The organism is Paenibacillus jamilae, from assembly GCF_050482105.1.
GTDB classification, from domain to species: Bacteria; Bacillota; Bacilli; order Paenibacillales; family Paenibacillaceae; genus Paenibacillus; species Paenibacillus jamilae_B.
On the sequence record NZ_JBCNHI010000018.1, the window covers coordinates 276,955 to 294,975 of the forward strand.

At 46.4% G+C, this 18,021-nt stretch carries 18 protein-coding genes and 1 riboswitch; of the genes, 17 read left to right on the top strand and 1 reads right to left on the bottom strand.

All coding sequences use genetic code 11. The features are described from left to right. Window positions 1-16 precede the first annotated feature (16 nt). The 13 genes from ABEW32_RS16410 to ytfJ all read left to right on the top strand — a co-directional run bounded on the left by ABEW32_RS16410 (window position 17) and on the right by ytfJ (window position 13,513). Window positions 17-1,702 (top strand): spore germination protein, encoded by a 1,686-nt coding sequence (locus tag ABEW32_RS16410; protein ID WP_430189372.1) that lies wholly within the window; start codon window positions 17-19, stop codon window positions 1,700-1,702. Window positions 1,703-1,812: 110 nt separating this feature from the next. Then, window positions 1,813-3,180 (top strand): diaminopimelate decarboxylase, encoded by a 1,368-nt coding sequence (lysA, locus tag ABEW32_RS16415; protein WP_430189374.1) that lies wholly within the window; start codon window positions 1,813-1,815, stop codon window positions 3,178-3,180. 158 nt (window positions 3,181-3,338) lie between these two features. Beyond that, a complete protein-coding gene (locus tag ABEW32_RS16420) occupies window positions 3,339-3,773 on the top strand; it encodes a peptidylprolyl isomerase (RefSeq protein WP_068499419.1) in 435 nt (144 codons plus the stop codon). Between the two features lie 249 nt (window positions 3,774-4,022). Then, window positions 4,023-5,036 (top strand): 2-oxoacid:acceptor oxidoreductase family protein, encoded by a 1,014-nt coding sequence (locus ABEW32_RS16425; protein ID WP_430189377.1) that lies wholly within the window; start codon window positions 4,023-4,025, stop codon window positions 5,034-5,036. Then, window positions 5,036-7,324, top strand: coding sequence for a thiamine pyrophosphate-dependent enzyme (locus ABEW32_RS16430; protein ID WP_430189380.1), 2,289 nt, complete (start codon window positions 5,036-5,038; stop codon window positions 7,322-7,324). The genes ABEW32_RS16425 and ABEW32_RS16430 overlap by 1 nt, the downstream gene beginning before the upstream one ends. 221 nt (window positions 7,325-7,545) lie before the next feature. Next, window positions 7,546-8,013: an IDEAL domain-containing protein gene (locus tag ABEW32_RS16435; RefSeq protein WP_430189382.1), complete on the top strand. Its 468-nt coding sequence runs from the start codon at window positions 7,546-7,548 to the stop codon at window positions 8,011-8,013. Window positions 8,014-8,081: 68 nt separating this feature from the next. Further along, window positions 8,082-8,255: riboswitch (FMN riboswitch) on the top strand. A gap of 330 nt (window positions 8,256-8,585) precedes the next feature. Continuing rightward, window positions 8,586-9,251 carry a riboflavin synthase gene (ribE, locus tag ABEW32_RS16440; protein ID WP_430189384.1) on the top strand — a complete coding sequence of 222 codons (666 nt, stop codon included), beginning with the start codon at window positions 8,586-8,588 and terminating at the stop codon, window positions 9,249-9,251. 74 nt (window positions 9,252-9,325) lie between these two features. Then, window positions 9,326-10,009 (top strand): 3,4-dihydroxy-2-butanone-4-phosphate synthase, encoded by a 684-nt coding sequence (gene ribB / locus ABEW32_RS16445; protein ID WP_430189387.1) that lies wholly within the window; start codon window positions 9,326-9,328, stop codon window positions 10,007-10,009. A gap of 28 nt (window positions 10,010-10,037) precedes the next feature. Further along, window positions 10,038-10,502, top strand: a complete 465-nt coding sequence (ribH, locus tag ABEW32_RS16450; RefSeq protein ID WP_430189389.1) for a 6,7-dimethyl-8-ribityllumazine synthase — start codon at window positions 10,038-10,040, stop codon at window positions 10,500-10,502. A gap of 173 nt (window positions 10,503-10,675) precedes the next feature. Then, window positions 10,676-11,470: a segregation and condensation protein A gene (locus tag ABEW32_RS16455; RefSeq protein ID WP_290402710.1), complete on the top strand. Its 795-nt coding sequence runs from the start codon at window positions 10,676-10,678 to the stop codon at window positions 11,468-11,470. Further along, window positions 11,439-12,047 carry an SMC-Scp complex subunit ScpB gene (gene scpB, locus ABEW32_RS16460; protein WP_430189392.1) on the top strand — a complete coding sequence of 203 codons (609 nt, stop codon included), beginning with the start codon at window positions 11,439-11,441 and terminating at the stop codon, window positions 12,045-12,047. Before ABEW32_RS16455 ends, scpB begins: the two co-directional genes overlap by 32 nt. A gap of 140 nt (window positions 12,048-12,187) precedes the next feature. Continuing rightward, complete coding sequence (locus tag ABEW32_RS16465) at window positions 12,188-12,901, top strand: DUF2953 domain-containing protein (RefSeq protein WP_430189395.1); 714 nt, start codon at window positions 12,188-12,190, stop codon at window positions 12,899-12,901. Between the two features lie 99 nt (window positions 12,902-13,000). Beyond that, entirely contained in the window at window positions 13,001-13,513 is a 513-nt protein-coding gene (ytfJ, locus tag ABEW32_RS16470) for a GerW family sporulation protein (RefSeq protein ID WP_430189398.1), read from the top strand. A gap of 89 nt (window positions 13,514-13,602) precedes the next feature. On the opposite strand, the gene ABEW32_RS16475 is transcribed toward ytfJ, so the two are convergent. Continuing rightward, window positions 13,603-14,325, bottom strand: a complete 723-nt coding sequence (locus ABEW32_RS16475; RefSeq protein WP_430189400.1) for a protein-glutamine gamma-glutamyltransferase — start codon at window positions 14,323-14,325, stop codon at window positions 13,603-13,605. 206 nt (window positions 14,326-14,531) lie between these two features. Here ABEW32_RS16475 and ABEW32_RS16480 point away from each other — a divergent pair, with 206 nt between their 5' ends. The 4 genes from ABEW32_RS16480 (at window position 14,532) to ABEW32_RS16495 (ending at window position 17,974) form a co-directional block, all read left to right on the top strand. Continuing rightward, the gene (locus ABEW32_RS16480) at window positions 14,532-15,794 is read left to right on the top strand and encodes a D-alanyl-D-alanine carboxypeptidase family protein (RefSeq protein WP_430189402.1); all 1,263 of its coding nucleotides are present in this window, start codon (window positions 14,532-14,534) and stop codon (window positions 15,792-15,794) included. Between the two features lie 62 nt (window positions 15,795-15,856). After that, window positions 15,857-16,600: a nucleoside recognition domain-containing protein gene (locus ABEW32_RS16485; protein WP_430189405.1), complete on the top strand. Its 744-nt coding sequence runs from the start codon at window positions 15,857-15,859 to the stop codon at window positions 16,598-16,600. 6 nt (window positions 16,601-16,606) lie between these two features. Next, window positions 16,607-17,137, top strand: a complete 531-nt coding sequence (locus ABEW32_RS16490; protein WP_430189407.1) for a spore maturation protein — start codon at window positions 16,607-16,609, stop codon at window positions 17,135-17,137. Window positions 17,138-17,215: 78 nt separating this feature from the next. Continuing rightward, window positions 17,216-17,974: a pseudouridine synthase gene (locus ABEW32_RS16495; protein ID WP_430189409.1), complete on the top strand. Its 759-nt coding sequence runs from the start codon at window positions 17,216-17,218 to the stop codon at window positions 17,972-17,974. Window positions 17,975-18,021: the final 47 nt, after the last annotated feature.

Below are 18,021 nucleotides of genomic sequence, written 5' to 3' on the forward strand. Positions count from 1 at the left end.
GAGGGGGGCAAGGGATATGGATCACAGAATGGATCAGGATCATCATCATGGTGACGAAGCAATTGGAAAGGCAAATGATGCTGATAGGGAAAAATTGGGCTCCTGGAAGCAAAAGCAGGAGCAGGAAGCAGCCCACCTTAAGCACAAAAAAGAAAGCGAACGTTCTGACAATGTAGAGGAATCCATTCGTTATTGGCAGATAGAGGACGATATTTCGCCAAAGATGAAGGAAAATCGCGAAACCCTTAAAATGGTATTGGGCTTGGGAGAGACCTTTGATGTTGTACTCAGGGAAATGCAAACAGGTGGTCGCCATATCGGATATCTGTTTTTGAATTCCTTTGCCAAGGATCAGATCATGCTCGAGGTGCTAAAGCGGCTCACCTATCTGACACCGGATGACATGACGTCAGACGGACTTCAGGCGTATTTTGAAAATTATATTCCACATATACAGGTGGAGAAGACGGATAAAATGTCTGTTGTCGTAAATAAGGTGCTGGCGGGATATAGTGCGTTCTTCATGGAAGGCGAACGTATTTCGGTTATTCTGGATACTCGTAATTACCCAGTACGGAATCCAGAGGAACCTTCCTTGGAGAGAGTCGTGCGAGGTGCACGCGACGGGTTTACTGAAACAATGCTTACAAATGTAGGTCTGGTGCGTCGCCGCTTGCGCGATCCCGGACTTAAATTTGAGGCTATGCAGGTCGGACGTCGAACTCGAACAGATGTATGCTTGGGATACATTGATGATATTGTGGATAAGGTCATGGTGGATACCGTACGAAACAAAATTAAAAATGTTAATCTGGATGGTATTCCATTAGCCGATAAGCAATTGGAGGAGACAATAATCAATAAAGGCTGGAATCCATATCCATTAGTGAGATATTCGGAGCGACCAGATGTCGTGGCTTCGCATATTATGGAAGGAAGACTCGTTATTTTCGTTGATACCTCACCCAGCGTGATGATTTTGCCGACTACCTTTTTTGACCTATGTCAGCATGCAGAAGAAAATAGGCAAACCGCTTTTATGGGAAGCTACTTGCGTTGGGTGCGTTTTTTAGGCATATTTGCCTCGATGTTTCTACTTCCAATGTGGCTGCTAATGGTTATTAATCCCGAATTAAAACCGGCGTTTCTTGATTTTATCGGTCCTCAAAAGCAAGCACATCTTCCGTTGATTGCCCAGTTTATCATTGTAGAACTAGGGGTCGATCTTATGCGAATGGCAGCTGTGCATACTCCGACACCACTGGCTTCCGCTATGGGTTTGATCGCAGCCATTCTGGTGGGGGATATCGCGGTTAAGACGGGGCTTTTTGTAAATGAGGTCGTGCTGTACATGGCTGTTGCTGCCATAGGAATGTTCGCAACACCGAGCTATGAGCTGGGGCTGGCGAATAGACTGATTCGACTGTTCCTGCTGGTTGCTGTTGCTATCTTTCACGTACCGGGCTTTGTCGTGGGTACAACACTGATTATTTTGATGCTGACGCTGCATCGGTCATATAATTCTTCTTATTTGTGGCCTTTCATCCCCTTTAATGCCAAAGCGTTAGCTTCCATTTTGTTCCGTATGCCTGTACTTGAAGCGCCTAACCGCCCGTCATTTAATAAAACAAGGGACAATACGCGTATGCCCCATACGGATGCCGACACAGATTCAAACTCAGGCAATGGACAGGAACATTAATATAAATGATCTGCATAAAAATCCATTGTTCTTGATGTTTTTTTTGCTATACTGGTGTAAACATTCGATGGAATATGACTAACTTGTTCCAGAAAGAGAGGCGCCAGAACATGTATTTGCATGGAAGCAGTAAAATTAACAGCAACGGACATTTGGAGATTGGCGGATGCGATACCACGCTTTTGAAAGAGCGTTTTGGCACTCCGCTATATATTGTAGACGAACAGTTAGTCCGCCGGCGCTGCCGGGAATTTATAGAAGCATTTCGTGAGACTGGTTTGAAGTTTCAAGTGGCTTATGCAAGCAAAGCATTTTGTGTTATGGCGATGTGTGCTTTAGCTGCTGAAGAAGGAATGTCGCTTGACGTTGTTTCCAGTGGAGAGTTATTTACAGCACTACAAGCAGGATTCCCGGCCGAGCGGATCCATTTTCATGGCAATAACAAGACGCCGGAAGAAATTGAAATGGCGTTAGAAGCGCAAATTGGATGCTTTGTTGTTGATAGCGAGATGGAACTACATTTGTTGCAGGCTCTCGCCTCTGAGAGAGGACAGCAGGTGAATATTTTACTGCGAGTTACACCAGGGGTTGAAGCGCATACGCATGAATATATGGCTACTGGTCAAGAAGATTCAAAATTTGGTTTTGACATTGCGAACGGTACAGCACGTCAGGCGGTAGAACAGGCTATCAAGCTGGGTCATCTTAATCTGCTGGGAGTACATTCTCATATCGGTTCGCAAATCTTCGAAGTCAATGGCTTTCAGATGGCTGCCGAGCGGGTCGCAGCTTTTTGTAGGGAGATTAAGGAACAGCTTCAGTTCTCATTCAAGGTGATTAATCTCGGTGGCGGATTTGGCATCCGTTACACAGAGGAGGACACACCGCTGAAACTGTCCACCTATGTACAGGCCATCGCCGAAGCGGTGAAAGTTCATTTTTCAGGGCTCTACGATGAACTCCCAGAAATTTGGATCGAGCCGGGACGCAGTATTGTAGGGGATTCGGGTACGACCTTGTATACGGTAGGAAGTATCAAGGATATTCCGCAGGTTCGTAAATATGTTTCCGTAGACGGCGGAATGACAGATAATCCACGTCCTGCACTATATCAGGCCAAGTATGAAGCGATGCTGGCTAATCGAGCGCAAGATGCGAACGAAGAGACAGTATCCATTGCAGGCAAGTGCTGTGAAAGCGGCGATATGCTTATTTGGGATGTGGAACTGCCTCGTCCGAATAGCGGGGATTTGCTCGCTGTTGCCTCAACCGGAGCTTACAATTACTCCATGGCGAGCAATTATAACCGGATACGTCGCCCAGCAGTTGTATTTGTCAACAACGGTGAGGCCGAGCTAGTTGTGCGTCGGGAAACCTACGAGGATATCGTTCGCAACGACGTTTTGCCACAGCGCTTGGTTCGTGATCAAGCCATTTCAGTGGTTCAACCCAACGCCAAAATTACAGTTTCGTCCTGATTGTGCAATTCTAAAATCAAGCGGGCCATTGTGTCGGTAATCATAGACCGGGGACAATGGTCCCTTTTTTTGGACAAGGCTTTGCTAAGCGCGCCAATTCATAGTAAACTGGAACTTGATGTTATTTCTCAAAACAGGTTGAAAAGGAGATACAAACAATGAAAAAAGGTAGAATAGATCTTGAAAACGGCGGCATCGTCGAAATTGACTTTTTCCCGGAAGAAGCTCCAAACACCGTTGCCAACTTTGAAAAGCTGGCAAACAGCGGTTATTACAACGGTTTGAGCTTTCACCGCGTCATCCCAGGCTTTGTAGCTCAAGGTGGTTGTCCAATCGGGAACGGTACAGGCGGTCCTGGCTATACCATTGATTGTGAAACAGCTACGAATACAACAAAGCATGCCAAAGGCGTTCTGTCCATGGCTCATGCAGGCCGCAACACAGGTGGCAGCCAATTCTTTATTTGCTACGCTCCACAGCCGCATTTAGATGGAGTACATACTGTATTTGGTAAAGTAACCAAAGGTATGGAATTCATTGATGCTGTAAAACAAGGCGACAAAATGAAAGAAGTTAAAGTATTTGACGCATAATATGCCGTCACATACATGATTTCCTTTAAATAGTGTAGTACCTAAGCCGTTCTGTCTCTGGACAGGGCGGCTTTGTTGTCTTTTGTTTGACGGTTTGCTGATTTTTGCAATCGCGTTGGTAATACAGTGCGTAAGATCACATTCGAAAAGTAAGTGTTGTGATAGCCTTTTCAGAAGAATGCATTTTCCATTTATTTTATATGAGTATTCAATCTCAGTAAGAGTTGGAAAAGAAGGGGGCTTATCACATTGTCTATTTTAACGCGCACAAATCGACTCGGATTTTTTGAAATCCGACTGGAATCCATTGGCGGACTCGGCGCAAATCTGGCTGGCAAAATGTTGGCCGAAACCGGGGTGCTTGGTCTGGGACTGAATGCTTCAAATTTCTCATCCTACGGTTCGGAAAAGAAGGGAACTCCGGTTAAAAGTTTTGTTCGTTTCTGTGAGCCGGAGGTGGATATTCGGGATCATAGTCCGATCGAGCAACCGCATGTGGTAGGCATTTTCCATGAAGCGTTATACAAAACGGTAAATGTAATCAGCGGATTGCCGGCGGATGGGATTGTAGTGGTAAATTCCACGCGCCCGGTAGAAGAAATACGGGCTGATTTGGGATTGGTATCCGGTACATTAGCAGTGGTAGATGCGATGGGCATCGCACTGGAGGAGCGAACCAAATTAAATACATCCATGCTGGGGGCCTTGTTCCGTGTCTGTGATTTCTTAGATCCAGAAGCGATGAGATCGGTTATACGCAGTACCTTTGAAAAGAAAAATCCGCAGTTAGTAGAACCTAATCTGCGTACATTTAACCGTGGGTTTGAAGAAATGGAATTACACGTATATCCGGTTACGGAAGACGCGCAGGATCGGGTTTTTGAACGTCCGCAGCCTTTGCTGGGGTACGAAACACAATCACTGGGGGGCGTTATTGCGACTCAGGGAAACAGCATGACGAAAGATGTTAGTGGTTCACGTCAGGGTTATGTACCTGCGTATGAAGCTGAGAAATGTACTCACTGTGCCAAATGTGATTCGATTTGCCCGGATTACTGTTTTGTATGGGAAGAGCAAGCAGACAAACGCGGAAGAATGATGCCGTTTTTGCAAGGAATCGATTACCAATATTGCAAAGGATGTCTGAAGTGTGTAGATATTTGTCCGTCGGGGGCATTAAGCTCGCTTCGCGAGCAATGGGGCTGGGCGGAGCAGCATCGGGTTGCCCACCAATTTCCGGTATATGAAGGAGGGCGTGCGTAATGGCAAAGCTGGAGGAAGAGCTCAAACAGACGGGTGCCGCACAAGTGACAACGTTCGAATCCGGTAATGAAATGGCAGCTACGGCGGCCGCACAGATCAATTATCACATGATGGGATATTTCCCGATTACGCCATCGACCGAGGTAGCACAGTATCTGGATCAAATGAAAACGCGTGGTCAGCATAATATTAAGCTGGTTGCAGCAGATGGAGAACACGGATCGGCTGGGATTTGTTATGGAGCTGCGGCAGCAGGAGCGCGGGTTGTGAACGCTACCAGTTCGCAAGGCTTCCTCTACATGCTGGAGCAGTTGCCTGTTCAGTCAGGTACCCGTTTCCCTATGGTTATGAACCTGGTGACACGCGCTGTCAGTGGTCCCCTGGACATTAGAGGGGACCATTCGGATCTGTATTATGGTTTGAATACAGGCTGGGTCATTTTGACGGCAAGTACGCCACAGGCTGTATATGATATGAACATTATGGCCCTGAAAATCGCAGAGCATAGCGATGTACGGTTGCCTGTAATGGTCGCATATGACGGTTTTTATACGTCCCATCAAAAACGGAAAGTGCAATATTTTGCTGATGCGGAGACCGTGCGCGATTTTGTAGGTCCCAACCCGAACCTAAATTATCCGAATATTACGGATTTTGATCATCCTGTCACTGTGGGTGCACATATGAACGGCGATGATCTGACGAATAATCACGTTCAACTGTCCGAAGCATTGAAGCTTTCAGAAGGAGTATATGATCAGGTAGCCGCAGAATATGCCGCTTTATCCGGTCGGGAATATCCGATTTTGGATCTGTACCATATGGAGGATGCTGAGGTTGCGGTATTTCTGCTGAATTCGGCGGCCGAATCGGCCAAGGATGTGGCAGACCAACTTCGCGCACGTGGTATTAAAGCCGGTGTGGTTCGTCCGAATATTATCCGCCCGTTCCCTGCCGCACAACTGCGGGAGGCACTGCGCCATGTCAAGGCGCTGCTGGTGGGTGAACGTGCAGATTCATACGGATCGGATGGCGGTAATTTGACGCACGAAATCAAGGCGGCGTTGCAGGAGGACCCGCTGAACCAAACACTCGTATTGAGCCGTATCTTTGGTTTGGGTGGTAAGGATTTTTATGCGGAAGATGCAGAGGCGTTCTTCCAGCTTGCGATTCAGGCGGCAGAGGCTGGACGAGTGGAGAAGCCCTTTGATTATTACGGAATTAATCCAGGGTCACCGGACAAGGTAATGCCGCAAGTCATGCAGCCACCACGTGGCGATGCATACCGTACAGGTCTGATTCAGGTTACGCCGGACGAGGCGACTGGTAAGCTCAAAGTCAAGGTACCACCTCTGCGTTCGTTGACAACCAAACCACGCCGTCTTACACCGGGTCACGGGGCTTGCCCTGGTTGTGGAGCTTTGTCTGCGCTGGAACTGTTTTTTAAAGGGATTGAGGGCGATATTGTCGTTCTATTCCAAACTGGCTGCGTATATGTAGTGACGACAGGGTACCCATATACATCACACAAGCAACCGATGATCCATAATCTTTTTCAAAACGGGGCTGCTACACTTTCGGGAGCGCTGGAAGCTTACATGGAGATGAAGCGTCGTAATGAAATTGAGATGTCGGATGATCCGACCTTTATCATGATTAGTGGTGACGGCGGCATGGATATTGGTATGGGTTCTGCAATTGGGGCGGCTCTGCGTAACCATAAGCTGATCATGCTGGAATATGATAACGAGGGGTACATGAATACAGGCTCACAGCAATCGTACTCCACTCCGGTCGGTCACATGACGAGTACGTCGGGTGTAGGGAAAATGCAAAAAGGGAAGCAAGGACATCATAAGGACACCGTGCAAATTATGGCCGCCTGTAACATCCCATATGCCTTTACAGCAGCCGAAAGTCATCCGCAGGATATGCTGCGCAAAGCCGCCAAGGCTCAATGGTATGCCAACAACGTGGGGACGGCATATGGTAAAATTCTATGCGCCTGCCCGCTCAACTGGAAATCCGAAGACAGACTGGGTACTAGCATCGTGGGTGCCGCAGTCGAGTCTTGCTTCTTTCCTTTGTACGAAATCGAGCAAGGGAGCACGACGATCACGTACAATCCAGAAGACAAGGGAAAACGGATTCCAGCCGCAGAATGGCTAAAATTAATGGGTAAAACGAAGCATCTTCTCAAAGAGGAAGCGACACTGGCCACCTTTGAGCAGGAGATTGAGCGACGTTGGACTATTCTGAAAAAGAAACATGAAATCTCGGAGTTATAATTCTGTTTTTTTTGCATAATAATCGTGTAACATTGTTAGCCGCTGTTTCGGCACCGGTTCGATTGAGATTCCTAGCGCTTGCTGCGCCAGGAATCTTTTTTTGCGTTTATGGGTTGAAACATAAAAAAACAGGTAATGATTTCCGATATAGGAGTGGAGGCCTATAGAAGACAGGTTAAAAAGTTTACTTCTGAATTTTAAGATGCAATGAGGTGTAGGTAATGATTAAGCTGAACACAGTTGAAATAATTGAAATTATAAAAAAGCAAATCCCTAAGGTTATGAACATCACGCCAGTAGAACTCAGGTTTACAGATGATTTTGGACGGGCATCGTTGGCGGCAACAGAGCACAAATTCACGCTGACGAACCAGCATTATTCTGCCAAGGTGATGGATTGCGTGTTAGCAACACAGGTGCGCCCTATTTTAATGTGTGAAATTATTTATTTTCTAAAATGCGAGTTTATTGATGGGCATGTGGATGTACGACTGGATTATGAAGCATGTTCTGAGGGAGAGAGAGGACCTGTCGCTTCAGCCGTCATTACATTTGATCATGATACACAGCTTGGGGTCGACGAACTGGCCGATCTGATTGATCTGGCGCTTCATATGAATGATAAAACCTGGTTCGAAGAACTCTCCAGCCAATATGTCAAAACCAAGGCAGGAGCTATTATTAGATAACTTGCTTTTTTTAGAAGTCAGTGCTAATATACGTAACAAGTTTAATGTTAATTCAATTAAATAAGAGCAAGATCCTTCGGGGCGGGGCGAAATTCCCCACCGGCGGTGATGACATGTTTGTGAATCGCTTTTGCGAGAACAACATGTCTTAGTCCGTGACCCGGATGCTGAAATAATCAGCAGAAGGTGGACCTGGTGCAATTCCGGGACCGACAGTATAGTCTGGATGGGAGAAGGATACGAAGCGCATGTGATTGACGTGACATGTGCCATTTTTTAGCATACGTAAATACGCGTACGGCTTATTTCGTTGTAGGACAGTATCAGATCGACAGCTTTTTAAGCTTTCTTTTGGATAGGCGTTCTGAGCGTTATTAGCTGTATCGTCAGTCATGCTTTCAACTGGCAACCTATGATTTCATGTCATTTTAAGAAGTAATGGACTGCGCTTGTATACTACATATGTGACTCTCATCACCCCCATGACGGATTGAATTCCGACTGGGGGTTATTTGCGCTTACAGCTGATGAATTAGGGATAAACTGAAATAATAGTGGAAAGGAGTGAAAGCATGTTTACCGGTTTGGTCGAGGAAGTGGGTCGCATTCAAAGCATCTCCAAAAGCGGTGAAGCGATGGTGCTGGGGATTTCGGGTTCCGTGGTATTAGGCGACTTGAAAATAGGTGACAGTGTCTCAGTGAATGGTGTTTGCCTGACGGCAATACAGATTGGTACTAAAGATTTTAAGGTCGATGTGATGCCGGAGACTTTTCGCAGCAGTAATCTCAGGGAACTCAGACCCGGCAGCCGAGTCAATCTGGAGCGGGCGATGGCGGCGAGTGGAAGATTCGGAGGACATATCGTACAGGGGCATGTGGATGGGACCGGTACGATTCGTGGAGTAGCATCAGACCAGAATGCGGTTGTGTTCGAAGTTGAGCCTTCTGATCAAGCATTATTTAAATATATCCTCCTTAAAGGGTCAATTGCAATTGATGGTATTAGCCTCACAGTCGCACAGCGTACGAGAAATAGCTTTGCCGTATCCATTATCCCCCACACCTTAGCCGAAACGGCCTTACAAGCCAAACGTGAGGGGGACACCGTGAATATTGAATGTGACATATTGGGCAAATATGTAGACCAACTTTTAAATTACAGAGGTTCAGCGTCAATGGAGAGAGTAGATCAGGCTCCTCTTAGTTTGGATTATCTGGCGAAACACGGATTTGCTTGATACAGCCTGATACAGAATGAGAGAAAAATTGGTTCAGGTGCATTCGTGGCACAAGACATAAGGAGGAGAGGATTATGGATAGAGACATCCGAACCAGTGCAACGGCAAACGTCATCGAGCAGGGCGAGTTGGAGCATGACGAAGAGATTCGATTGGATTCCATCGAAGAAGCATTGGAGGATTTAAAAAACGGAAAAGTCGTTATTGTAGTGGATGATGAACAGCGGGAAAATGAAGGCGATTTTATTGCTTTGGCTGAAAAAGCAACGCCCGAGGTCATCAATTTCATGATTACAGAAGGTCGCGGCTTGGTCTGTGCGCCGATCACACAGCATAGAGCCGAGGCATTGGAATTGCATCCTATGGTCGAGCAAAATACAGATTTTCACGGTACCGCCTTTACGGTATCAGTAGATCATATGAAGACGACAACCGGGATTTCAGCGGCCGAGCGTTCTTTGACTGTTCGAGCTTTGGCCGATGAAACAATCACAGGAAGCGATTTCCGCAAGCCTGGTCACATGTTTCCGCTAATTGCTCGCGATGGTGGAGTCTTGCAGCGTGCTGGTCATACTGAAGCGGCTATCGATCTGGCCCGGCTTAGCGGCTGCAAGCCTGCCGGAGTCATTTGCGAAATTATAAAGGAAGATGGCTCAATGGCCCGTCTGCCTGATTTGGCCGTGATCGCCAAGAGACACCAATTGAAGCTGATTAGCATTCAGCATTTAATCAACTACCGTCGTCGTTCGTCATTGTAAATAATCCAAAAAAGAGAGGTTGATCAACATGGCACGTTTTCTAGAAGGTAATCTCGTATCGAGTGGTTTAAAATATGGTATTGTGGTGGGCAGATTTAATGAGTTTATTACAAGCAAACTGTTAAGCGGAGCGCTTGACGCACTTCAACGACATGGTGCACAGGAAAATGAAATTGATGTAGCATGGGTGCCGGGTGCATTTGAAATCTCGCTTATTGCACAAAAAATGGCCGCAAGTGGAAAATATGATGCCGTCATTACGCTTGGTACGGTTATCCGCGGTTCTACTTCACACTATGATATCGTCTGCAATGAAGTTGCTAAGGGTGTGGCGGCAAGCAGTCTGAAAACGGGCGTCCCTATTATTTTTGGCGTAGTGACCACGGAAAATATTGAGCAAGCCATTGAGCGGGCAGGTACAAAGGCTGGGAATAAAGGTTGGGATTCTGCGCTGGCTGCAATTGAAATGGCCAATCTCGGCAAGCAACTCTAATTATATAAATGCCTGAAAGAACAGCATAAACAGCCAAGTGGAAAAGGGATTGGATTGTTAAGCAAGGCGATGACGTATATACTACAGAAAGAGGGATTGATAACGTAGAGCATAAGTGCTGATGGGGAAAGGTATTGTTGAATGATGATTGGAGTAAGGCAGGGGGAAGCACATTGACAGTCGTAAATTACAAGCTGGAAACATTCGAGGGTCCGCTGGATCTACTGTTGCATCTGATTGATAAAGCCGAGATCGACATTCAGGATATCCCGATTAGCGATATTACTGATCAGTACATGGCTTTTTTGCACAGTATGCAGGAGCTGGAGCTGGACATTACAAGCGAGTTTCTAGTGATGGCAGCGACGCTCTTATCCATTAAGAGTAAATTGTTGCTTCCCAAGCCACCTGTGATGGAATATGACGATTTGGATTTTTATGAAGAAGAGGATTATGATCCACGCGAGGAACTGGTTCGCAAGCTGGTAGAGTATCGTAAATACAAAGGGATTGCTCGCCATCTGAGTGAACGGGAGTGGGAGCGGAGTCTGATTTATGGCAAAGAGCCGGAAGATCTGAGCGCATACCTGCCAACAGAACCCGCAAACCCGGTGCATGGGCTGCATGCAAGCGATTTGGTCGCAGCCTTTCAGCGTGCACTGCGCAAAGCAGAACGACGTACAACGGTAACCCGTGTTCATCGGGATGAAATTTCAGTCAAGGACCGTATCCGGCAAGTTATCGGGGCGTTAGAGAAGGTGGGCAATGGAGGACGGCTGCTGTTCTCTAAGCTGATGCATGAGGATATGTATCGGCATGAAGTGGTTGTGACCTTTTTGGCTATCCTTGAATTGATGAAAATGAAGCAAATCTTCTGTTATCAGGAGAAGCTTTTCGATGATATTGTAATGGAGTGGAGAGGGGATTTACGGGTTAATGGATTATCTGAAGCTGAAATCAATTATTGAGGGGCTGCTATTCCTCGCAGGAGAGGAAGGGTTGTCCACCAAGCAGATCGCCGACATTGTAGAGCAGCAGCTTGAGCTGGTTGAAAAATGTCTGGAGGATATGAAACAGGACATGGAGCAGGGAGGAAGAGGTCTGCAGCTTGTCCGTATTGCCGGTCACTATCAGCTTGCAACTTTATCCGAACATGCACCTTATTTTGAAAAGCTCGCCTACTCTCCGGCACGTGCCTCATTGTCTCAGGCTGCTTTGGAGACACTGGCCATTGTGGCCTACCGCCAGCCCATTACAAGAGTTGAAATCGAAGAGATTCGGGGTGTCAAATCCGAGCGGGCCATACATACTCTGGTCAACAAGGAGCTCATTGAAGAGAAAGGTCGAGCTGAAGCTATCGGACGACCGATATTGTACGGAACGACGAAATCATTCTTAGATTATTTTGGTCTAGGCTCTCTCGGAGACCTGCCACAACCGGAGTTGTTCGAAGATTCGGACAACTTGGAGGAAGAGACACAGCTATTGTTCGAGCGTCTGGAGAGCAATCAACCAGTAGAGAGCGATTCAGGCTTGGAGTCCTGAGTTCAAAATTCAAAAAACAGCCAGTCCTTAGGTCATTGGGGGCTGGCTGTTTGGCATTTTAAGATGCATGATTTTCCGCCGAAGGGTCATACTATTTTTGCCATGATATTCTATAGCAAAAAGGTAGGGAGGGCTCGTCAGTGTGGAAATGGATCGGTATCGCCATCATCTTCGTTATATTCATTGTACTGGCTATTCTGCTCTCCCAAATTCGATTGAAGCTGGAAATTGCCAAGCATGACAATGATGACCGGGCGCATTTAGAGGTCAGATTTCTATTTGGGCTGATCAAAATGAATTACGATATTCCGGCCCTTCTCATAGCAGGTTTGAAAAAAGGGATTCTTTATCGGCTTGACCGCCATAAAAATATACATAAAACGGATGCTTCTGTGGATAGCGGAAATATTGATACTGAAAAGATCAAGCGATTTATACATGATATACAGGTTTTGCTTAAAGGAACGAAATCTTTACGGCGATGGATGCGACATACATTGGCCCATGTATCGGTGTCGAAAATGGAATGGTCTACCAATATTAGCCTTGCTGATGCTGCTTATACAGCGACCTCAACCGGTATACTGTGGGGGGTAAAAACGACCTTAATCGGTTTTGCTTCCAGCATTGTGCGCATGGATTGTACCCCGAAGGTGTTTGTTGTGCCTTATTGGGTGGATCGCCTACGTTTTACTACTATTTTGAACTGTGAAGCAAAAGTGTCGCTCGGTTATTTAATCTTTTCCATGCTCATATTAGCTTTCCGTATATGGCGCGTTCCAGGAGGGCCTGAGGCTTGGAAACGGGTTATTTCTAAAAATCCTGAGAATCATCAAGCCAGCAGTGAGGAATAAACAGGTTAGAGGACTGACATACATATTTCCTTGAACCAATGCACACAATAGCGAAAGAAAAGCAGTCTACGCTTGATATAAGCAGAGGAGGAATAAAACATGTCAGATCATCCGATTCAAGGGCTCATGCAAACCGCGATGGAGAACATTAAAGCCATGGTGGACGTAAATACGATTGTGGGGGACGCGGTGGAAACACCCGATGGTTCCGTTATTTTGCCGATCAGTAAGGTAGGGTTTGGTTTTGCTGCTGGGGGAAGTGACTTTAACGTAGATGAAGAGGCGCTTCATACTTCCTCAGGATCAGGTAATCATAGCGGGAAGGAAGGACACCCTTTTGGTGGGGGTAGCGGTGGTGGTGTATCTATTCATCCCATTGCCTTTTTAGTTGTCGGCAAACAAGGAGCACAAATCGTTCCACTGGACAATCAAACGCATTTGTTTGAGAAAATCATCGACTCCACACCATACCTGATTGATAAGGTTCAGTCTATCTTCCAGAATGTAGGTGGCAACTTCCAGAATACAGGTGGCAACATGCAAACTCCACCCCCACAGGTACCTGTAAATGTTAATACTGATCAAAGTCAATCGGGTCCGGCTTACTTGTAAAAGTTATTGAAAATAAAGGGTTTTCTCAGGAAGGTATCCCAAAGCCAAGTTAGGCCTAGGAATACCTTCTTTTCAGTATTCACTCTCTCCTATTCCTGAATATACTGCCTTCCGCCAATGACAGCATGTATACAGTGACTAAATTCATGTTGATAAAATGTATTCCCTGATAATTCAATTCCTCGGTTTTCTTCGGGTGCGAACTGCGATAGATAAACGAAATCAGGGTAAACCACTTCATCCGTCAAATAGGCAGAAACTGTGGCATCCGGCCGGCGATGTCGATTAAGAGAATCGATAATGCCTTGAGCTGGCAAAATGCCAATTCCATGACCATAATATAAATCCTCCTTCAGTTTAACGACGTTTTCTCCCTTCCATTCCAATGTATCCGGCGACACATCCGGATTGTTGAAATACAGGATGTCCCCAGGAACTGCTTTATGAATGCCTTGCTGTTGTATGAGCTTGAGATCACTGTCATATTGCCAATCATACAACAGCATATCTGCAAAAATCCGATTAAACTCACTTTCCAGAATGGAATCCAATACTCCTTTGTACAACACAATAACCATAGCTGTTGCACACTCAAAAGCGTATTGGTGACCGTTCGCAAAAATGTCTCTGATCCCTTGCGCTGGAGTGACTCCTGCTTTAATCCGACAACCGCCCTTTTTCGTTAATTTCCAAAATTCCGGGTTGCAACGCGTAGTATCGAAAGTGGCAAAGGATACACCACTTTGATGCAATGCTTGGGCGGATTCTACAATCCGCGATCTTAAAATCATTTCAAACTGTTGACGCTGCATGTTGTACCCCCGATCACATAATTAACGTTTAGTAACTAATATATATGTGTTGAGGAGTGCAAGTTGCATACTTAACGTAAAGAAAGCAAAAAAGGAACGGCTAACGACTGTCCCGTATAAGGAATTTTCTGTTATAAAGGTGGACATACTTTGAACAGCTTGGACATAGAATGGTACAAGACTTGTTCAAAACCGGAGGAATCCATATGTTTAAAAAAAAACAGCATATTCATGCGGATCACAGCCATTTAAGGAATAAGGCACGCGCATTTGTTTTGCCGCTAGTGTTTATGTTTATTTTGTCATGGCCGCTCACATTGCTGAGTCCACAGCCTGCTCTGGGAGCGATGGGAACAGAAGCAACTCCGCCCGCGTTAAAAACTCATGCACAGGCTGCTTCATTGATTGATGTTACGTCAGGACGGATCATATATTCAGCCGAAGGTGACCAGGAGCTCCGTATAGCCAGCTTAACCAAAATTATGACTGCGATCGTAGCCATTGAACATGGACGATTGCAGGACCGTGTAAAGGTGAGTTCATCGGCATATGCCAAAGAAGGATCATCGCTTTTTCTGAAAATGGGCGAACAAATGACGCTGGAAAATATGCTGTACGGCTTAATGCTCCGCTCTGGTAATGATGCAGCTTCTGCTATTGCCGAGCATGTAGGGGGGACAGAAGAAGGATTTGTCCATTTAATGAATGATAAGGCGGTGCAGCTTGGGCTAAACCATACGCATTTTGCTAACCCTCATGGGCTGGATGCCGAGGGACATTATTCCTCAGCCAACGATATGGCCCGCCTTACTGCTTATGCGCTACATAATCCAACTTTTGCCCGTATCGTAAAAACTGAACTGAAAAAAGCTCCGAATCCCAACGATTCCTGGGACTACTCATGGCATAACAAAAACAAAATGCTGCGGCTGTATGAGGGAGCTGACGGTGTAAAAACAGGGTTTACTAAAAAAGCGTTTCGTTGTCTGGTCAGCTCGGCCACACGTGAGGGGCGTCAGCTCGCTGCCGTTACGTTGAATGATGGGGACGATTGGAATGACCATGCCCGTATGCTTGACTACGGCTTCCGCTATTATCCCCTCATTCCGATTACGGACAAGCAACAGCCTATTGATGGGTATCCCCTCTTGACAGGTGCGAGCTTTTCCTATCCTTTACATGATGGCGAGAAGACCCAGTTGCACAAAAGACTGGTGTTGTTTAGAAAATCCGCTTCGGCAGATAGAAATGACGTTTCTTTTGGTTTACGAGGACGAGTCGAATTCATACTGGAAGGTAAATTGGTCGGTTCCGTTCCTGTGTATGAAAAAGGCAGTAAGCTGCCTGCTCAAACTAACGTACAGCCACGGCAGGAGGCTCCGACTGCACAAGTTCCTGAATACCATACTCAGCAACAAGGTTGGACGAGCAAATGGAATGAAATCCTTAAAAATCTGTTCGGAGCTTAAAACAAGTAGGCTAGAGGCTTTAAAGCTGTAGTGTCACATCATTGGGAAAAGGGGGGATCAGTATGATTCATCTCATATGGGTGGCTTTGATCTGTATAGGATTTGTATTTGCAGCTGCACAGGGGAATATTGAGGTGGTGACGAAGGCGGCTTTTGACGGGGCAACTACGGGGGTTACAGTATGCTTTGGATTGATAAGTGTGCTGGTATTCTGGATGGGCATGATGAAGCTGGCTGAAGATGCCGGACTCCTGCAGAAAATATCCAAGTTGCTTTCTCCTTTGGTCGCCTATCTCTTTCCTGATGTTCCCCGCAATCATCCCGCTATGGGCTATATTTTGTCCAATATGAGCGCCAATCTGCTTGGACTGGGAAATGCAGCGACACCGATGGGGATTAAGGCGATGCAAGAGTTACAAACGCTCAATCCTGACAAGCAATCCGCCACACCTGCCATGTGTACGCTGCTGGCACTGAATACAGCCAGCATTACGCTTATTCCTACAACATTGATCGCTATTCGCCTAAATTTCCATTCCGCACACCCGGCAGAAATCGTCGGAACGACATTGGTGGCGACCGCAATAGCCACCTTTGCCGCCATTGCGGCGGATCGTTGGTATCGTAATCGAGAATTGCGCCGCCGTCCTCCTTTGAAACCGCCAACCCAGACCTCCTTGCCGCCATCTACCTCGTCAGCACCAACATCTGTGGCTTCTTCATCGGCACCACCCGTATCTACACCTGCCGTACCGAGAACGGGAATCACAGCTACCAAGGGCAGGGACATCACTTGGAAAGGATGAGGAGGCATGCTGAATTTTATTAACCTCGTATCGACTTGGGCCATCCCGGTGATTCTCGCTTTCATTCCTTTATATGCATATGTCAAAAAGGTCCCTGTCTACGATTCTTTTGTAGATGGAGCCAAAGACGGATTTTCTACTGCTATCGGTATTATTCCTCATCTTGTAGGTATGATGGTGGCGATTAGCATTTTTCGAGCATCCGGTGCTTTGGACTATGTAATATCCTGGGTAACCCCGTGGATTAAAAACTGGGGCGTACCCGGCGAGGTGCTGCCTTTAGGTTTGCTCCGCCCACTGACAGGCACGGGTTCACTTGCGTTTACAACGGATTTAATTCGCATTTATGGTCCTGATTCCATGATCGGTCGGATTGCTTCAACAATTCAAGGCAGCACCGATACGACGCTGTATGTATTAACTGTATATTTTGGTGCGGTAGGTATCCGCAATGGACGATATGCATTGAAGGTGGGACTTTTTTCAGATGTGGTTGGTTTTGTAGCAGCAATTGCCATTTGTTTGCTTGTATTTTGAATTTTGCATCGTTTTATGAACGGGGGTTGTGATTTTGCTCATGGATGGGTATCATTAGCATGAGGTGAATTAGCGAACATGGAAAGATTGCAGAAAATATTGGCCCAGGCCGGTGTAGCTTCCAGACGTAAATGTGAGGAGCTCATTCAGGCGGGCAGTGTGGAAGTAAACGGGGTTACCGTAACTGAACTGGGAACGAAAGCAGACCCTGATCAAGATATGATTACAGTAAAGGGACGCCCGATTAAAACGGAGAAAAAAATCTACTTGATGATGAACAAGCCCAAAGGGGTCATTACGAGCGCTTCCGATCCAGAAGGCCGCAAAATTGTGTCTGACTATCTGAAAGGCGTCAAGGAACGGGTATATCCGGTCGGACGTCTCGATTACGACACTGAAGGGCTGCTGTTGCTCACCAATGACGGAGAGTTCGCCAATCTGCTCACCCATCCCAAGCATCATGTGCCAAAGACGTATGTGGCTACAGTCAAAGGCGTTCCGCACGGTACTGAGCTGGACAAGCTGAAAAAAGGAATCGTGCTGGAGGATGGCATTACTGCACCGGCTGAAGTAGAATATAAGGATGTAGATCCGGACGGCAAGGAATCGGTGATCCAGATTACCATTTATGAAGGCAGAAATCGCCAGGTAAGACGGATGTTTGAGGCCATTTCGCACCCAGTCATCAGACTGAAGCGGGTTGCTTTTGGCGATCTATTGCTGCAAAACTTGAAGCGTGGTCTCACCAGACCTCTAACCAAGGACGAAATTAACCGTCTCATTCAGCTTGCCAAATCAGACAACACGAAAAAGAAACGGACAGGACGGGGGTCATAACCCCGGCCTTTTTGGTGTAAAGAGACTGTTGGATGAGAGTAAAGTTT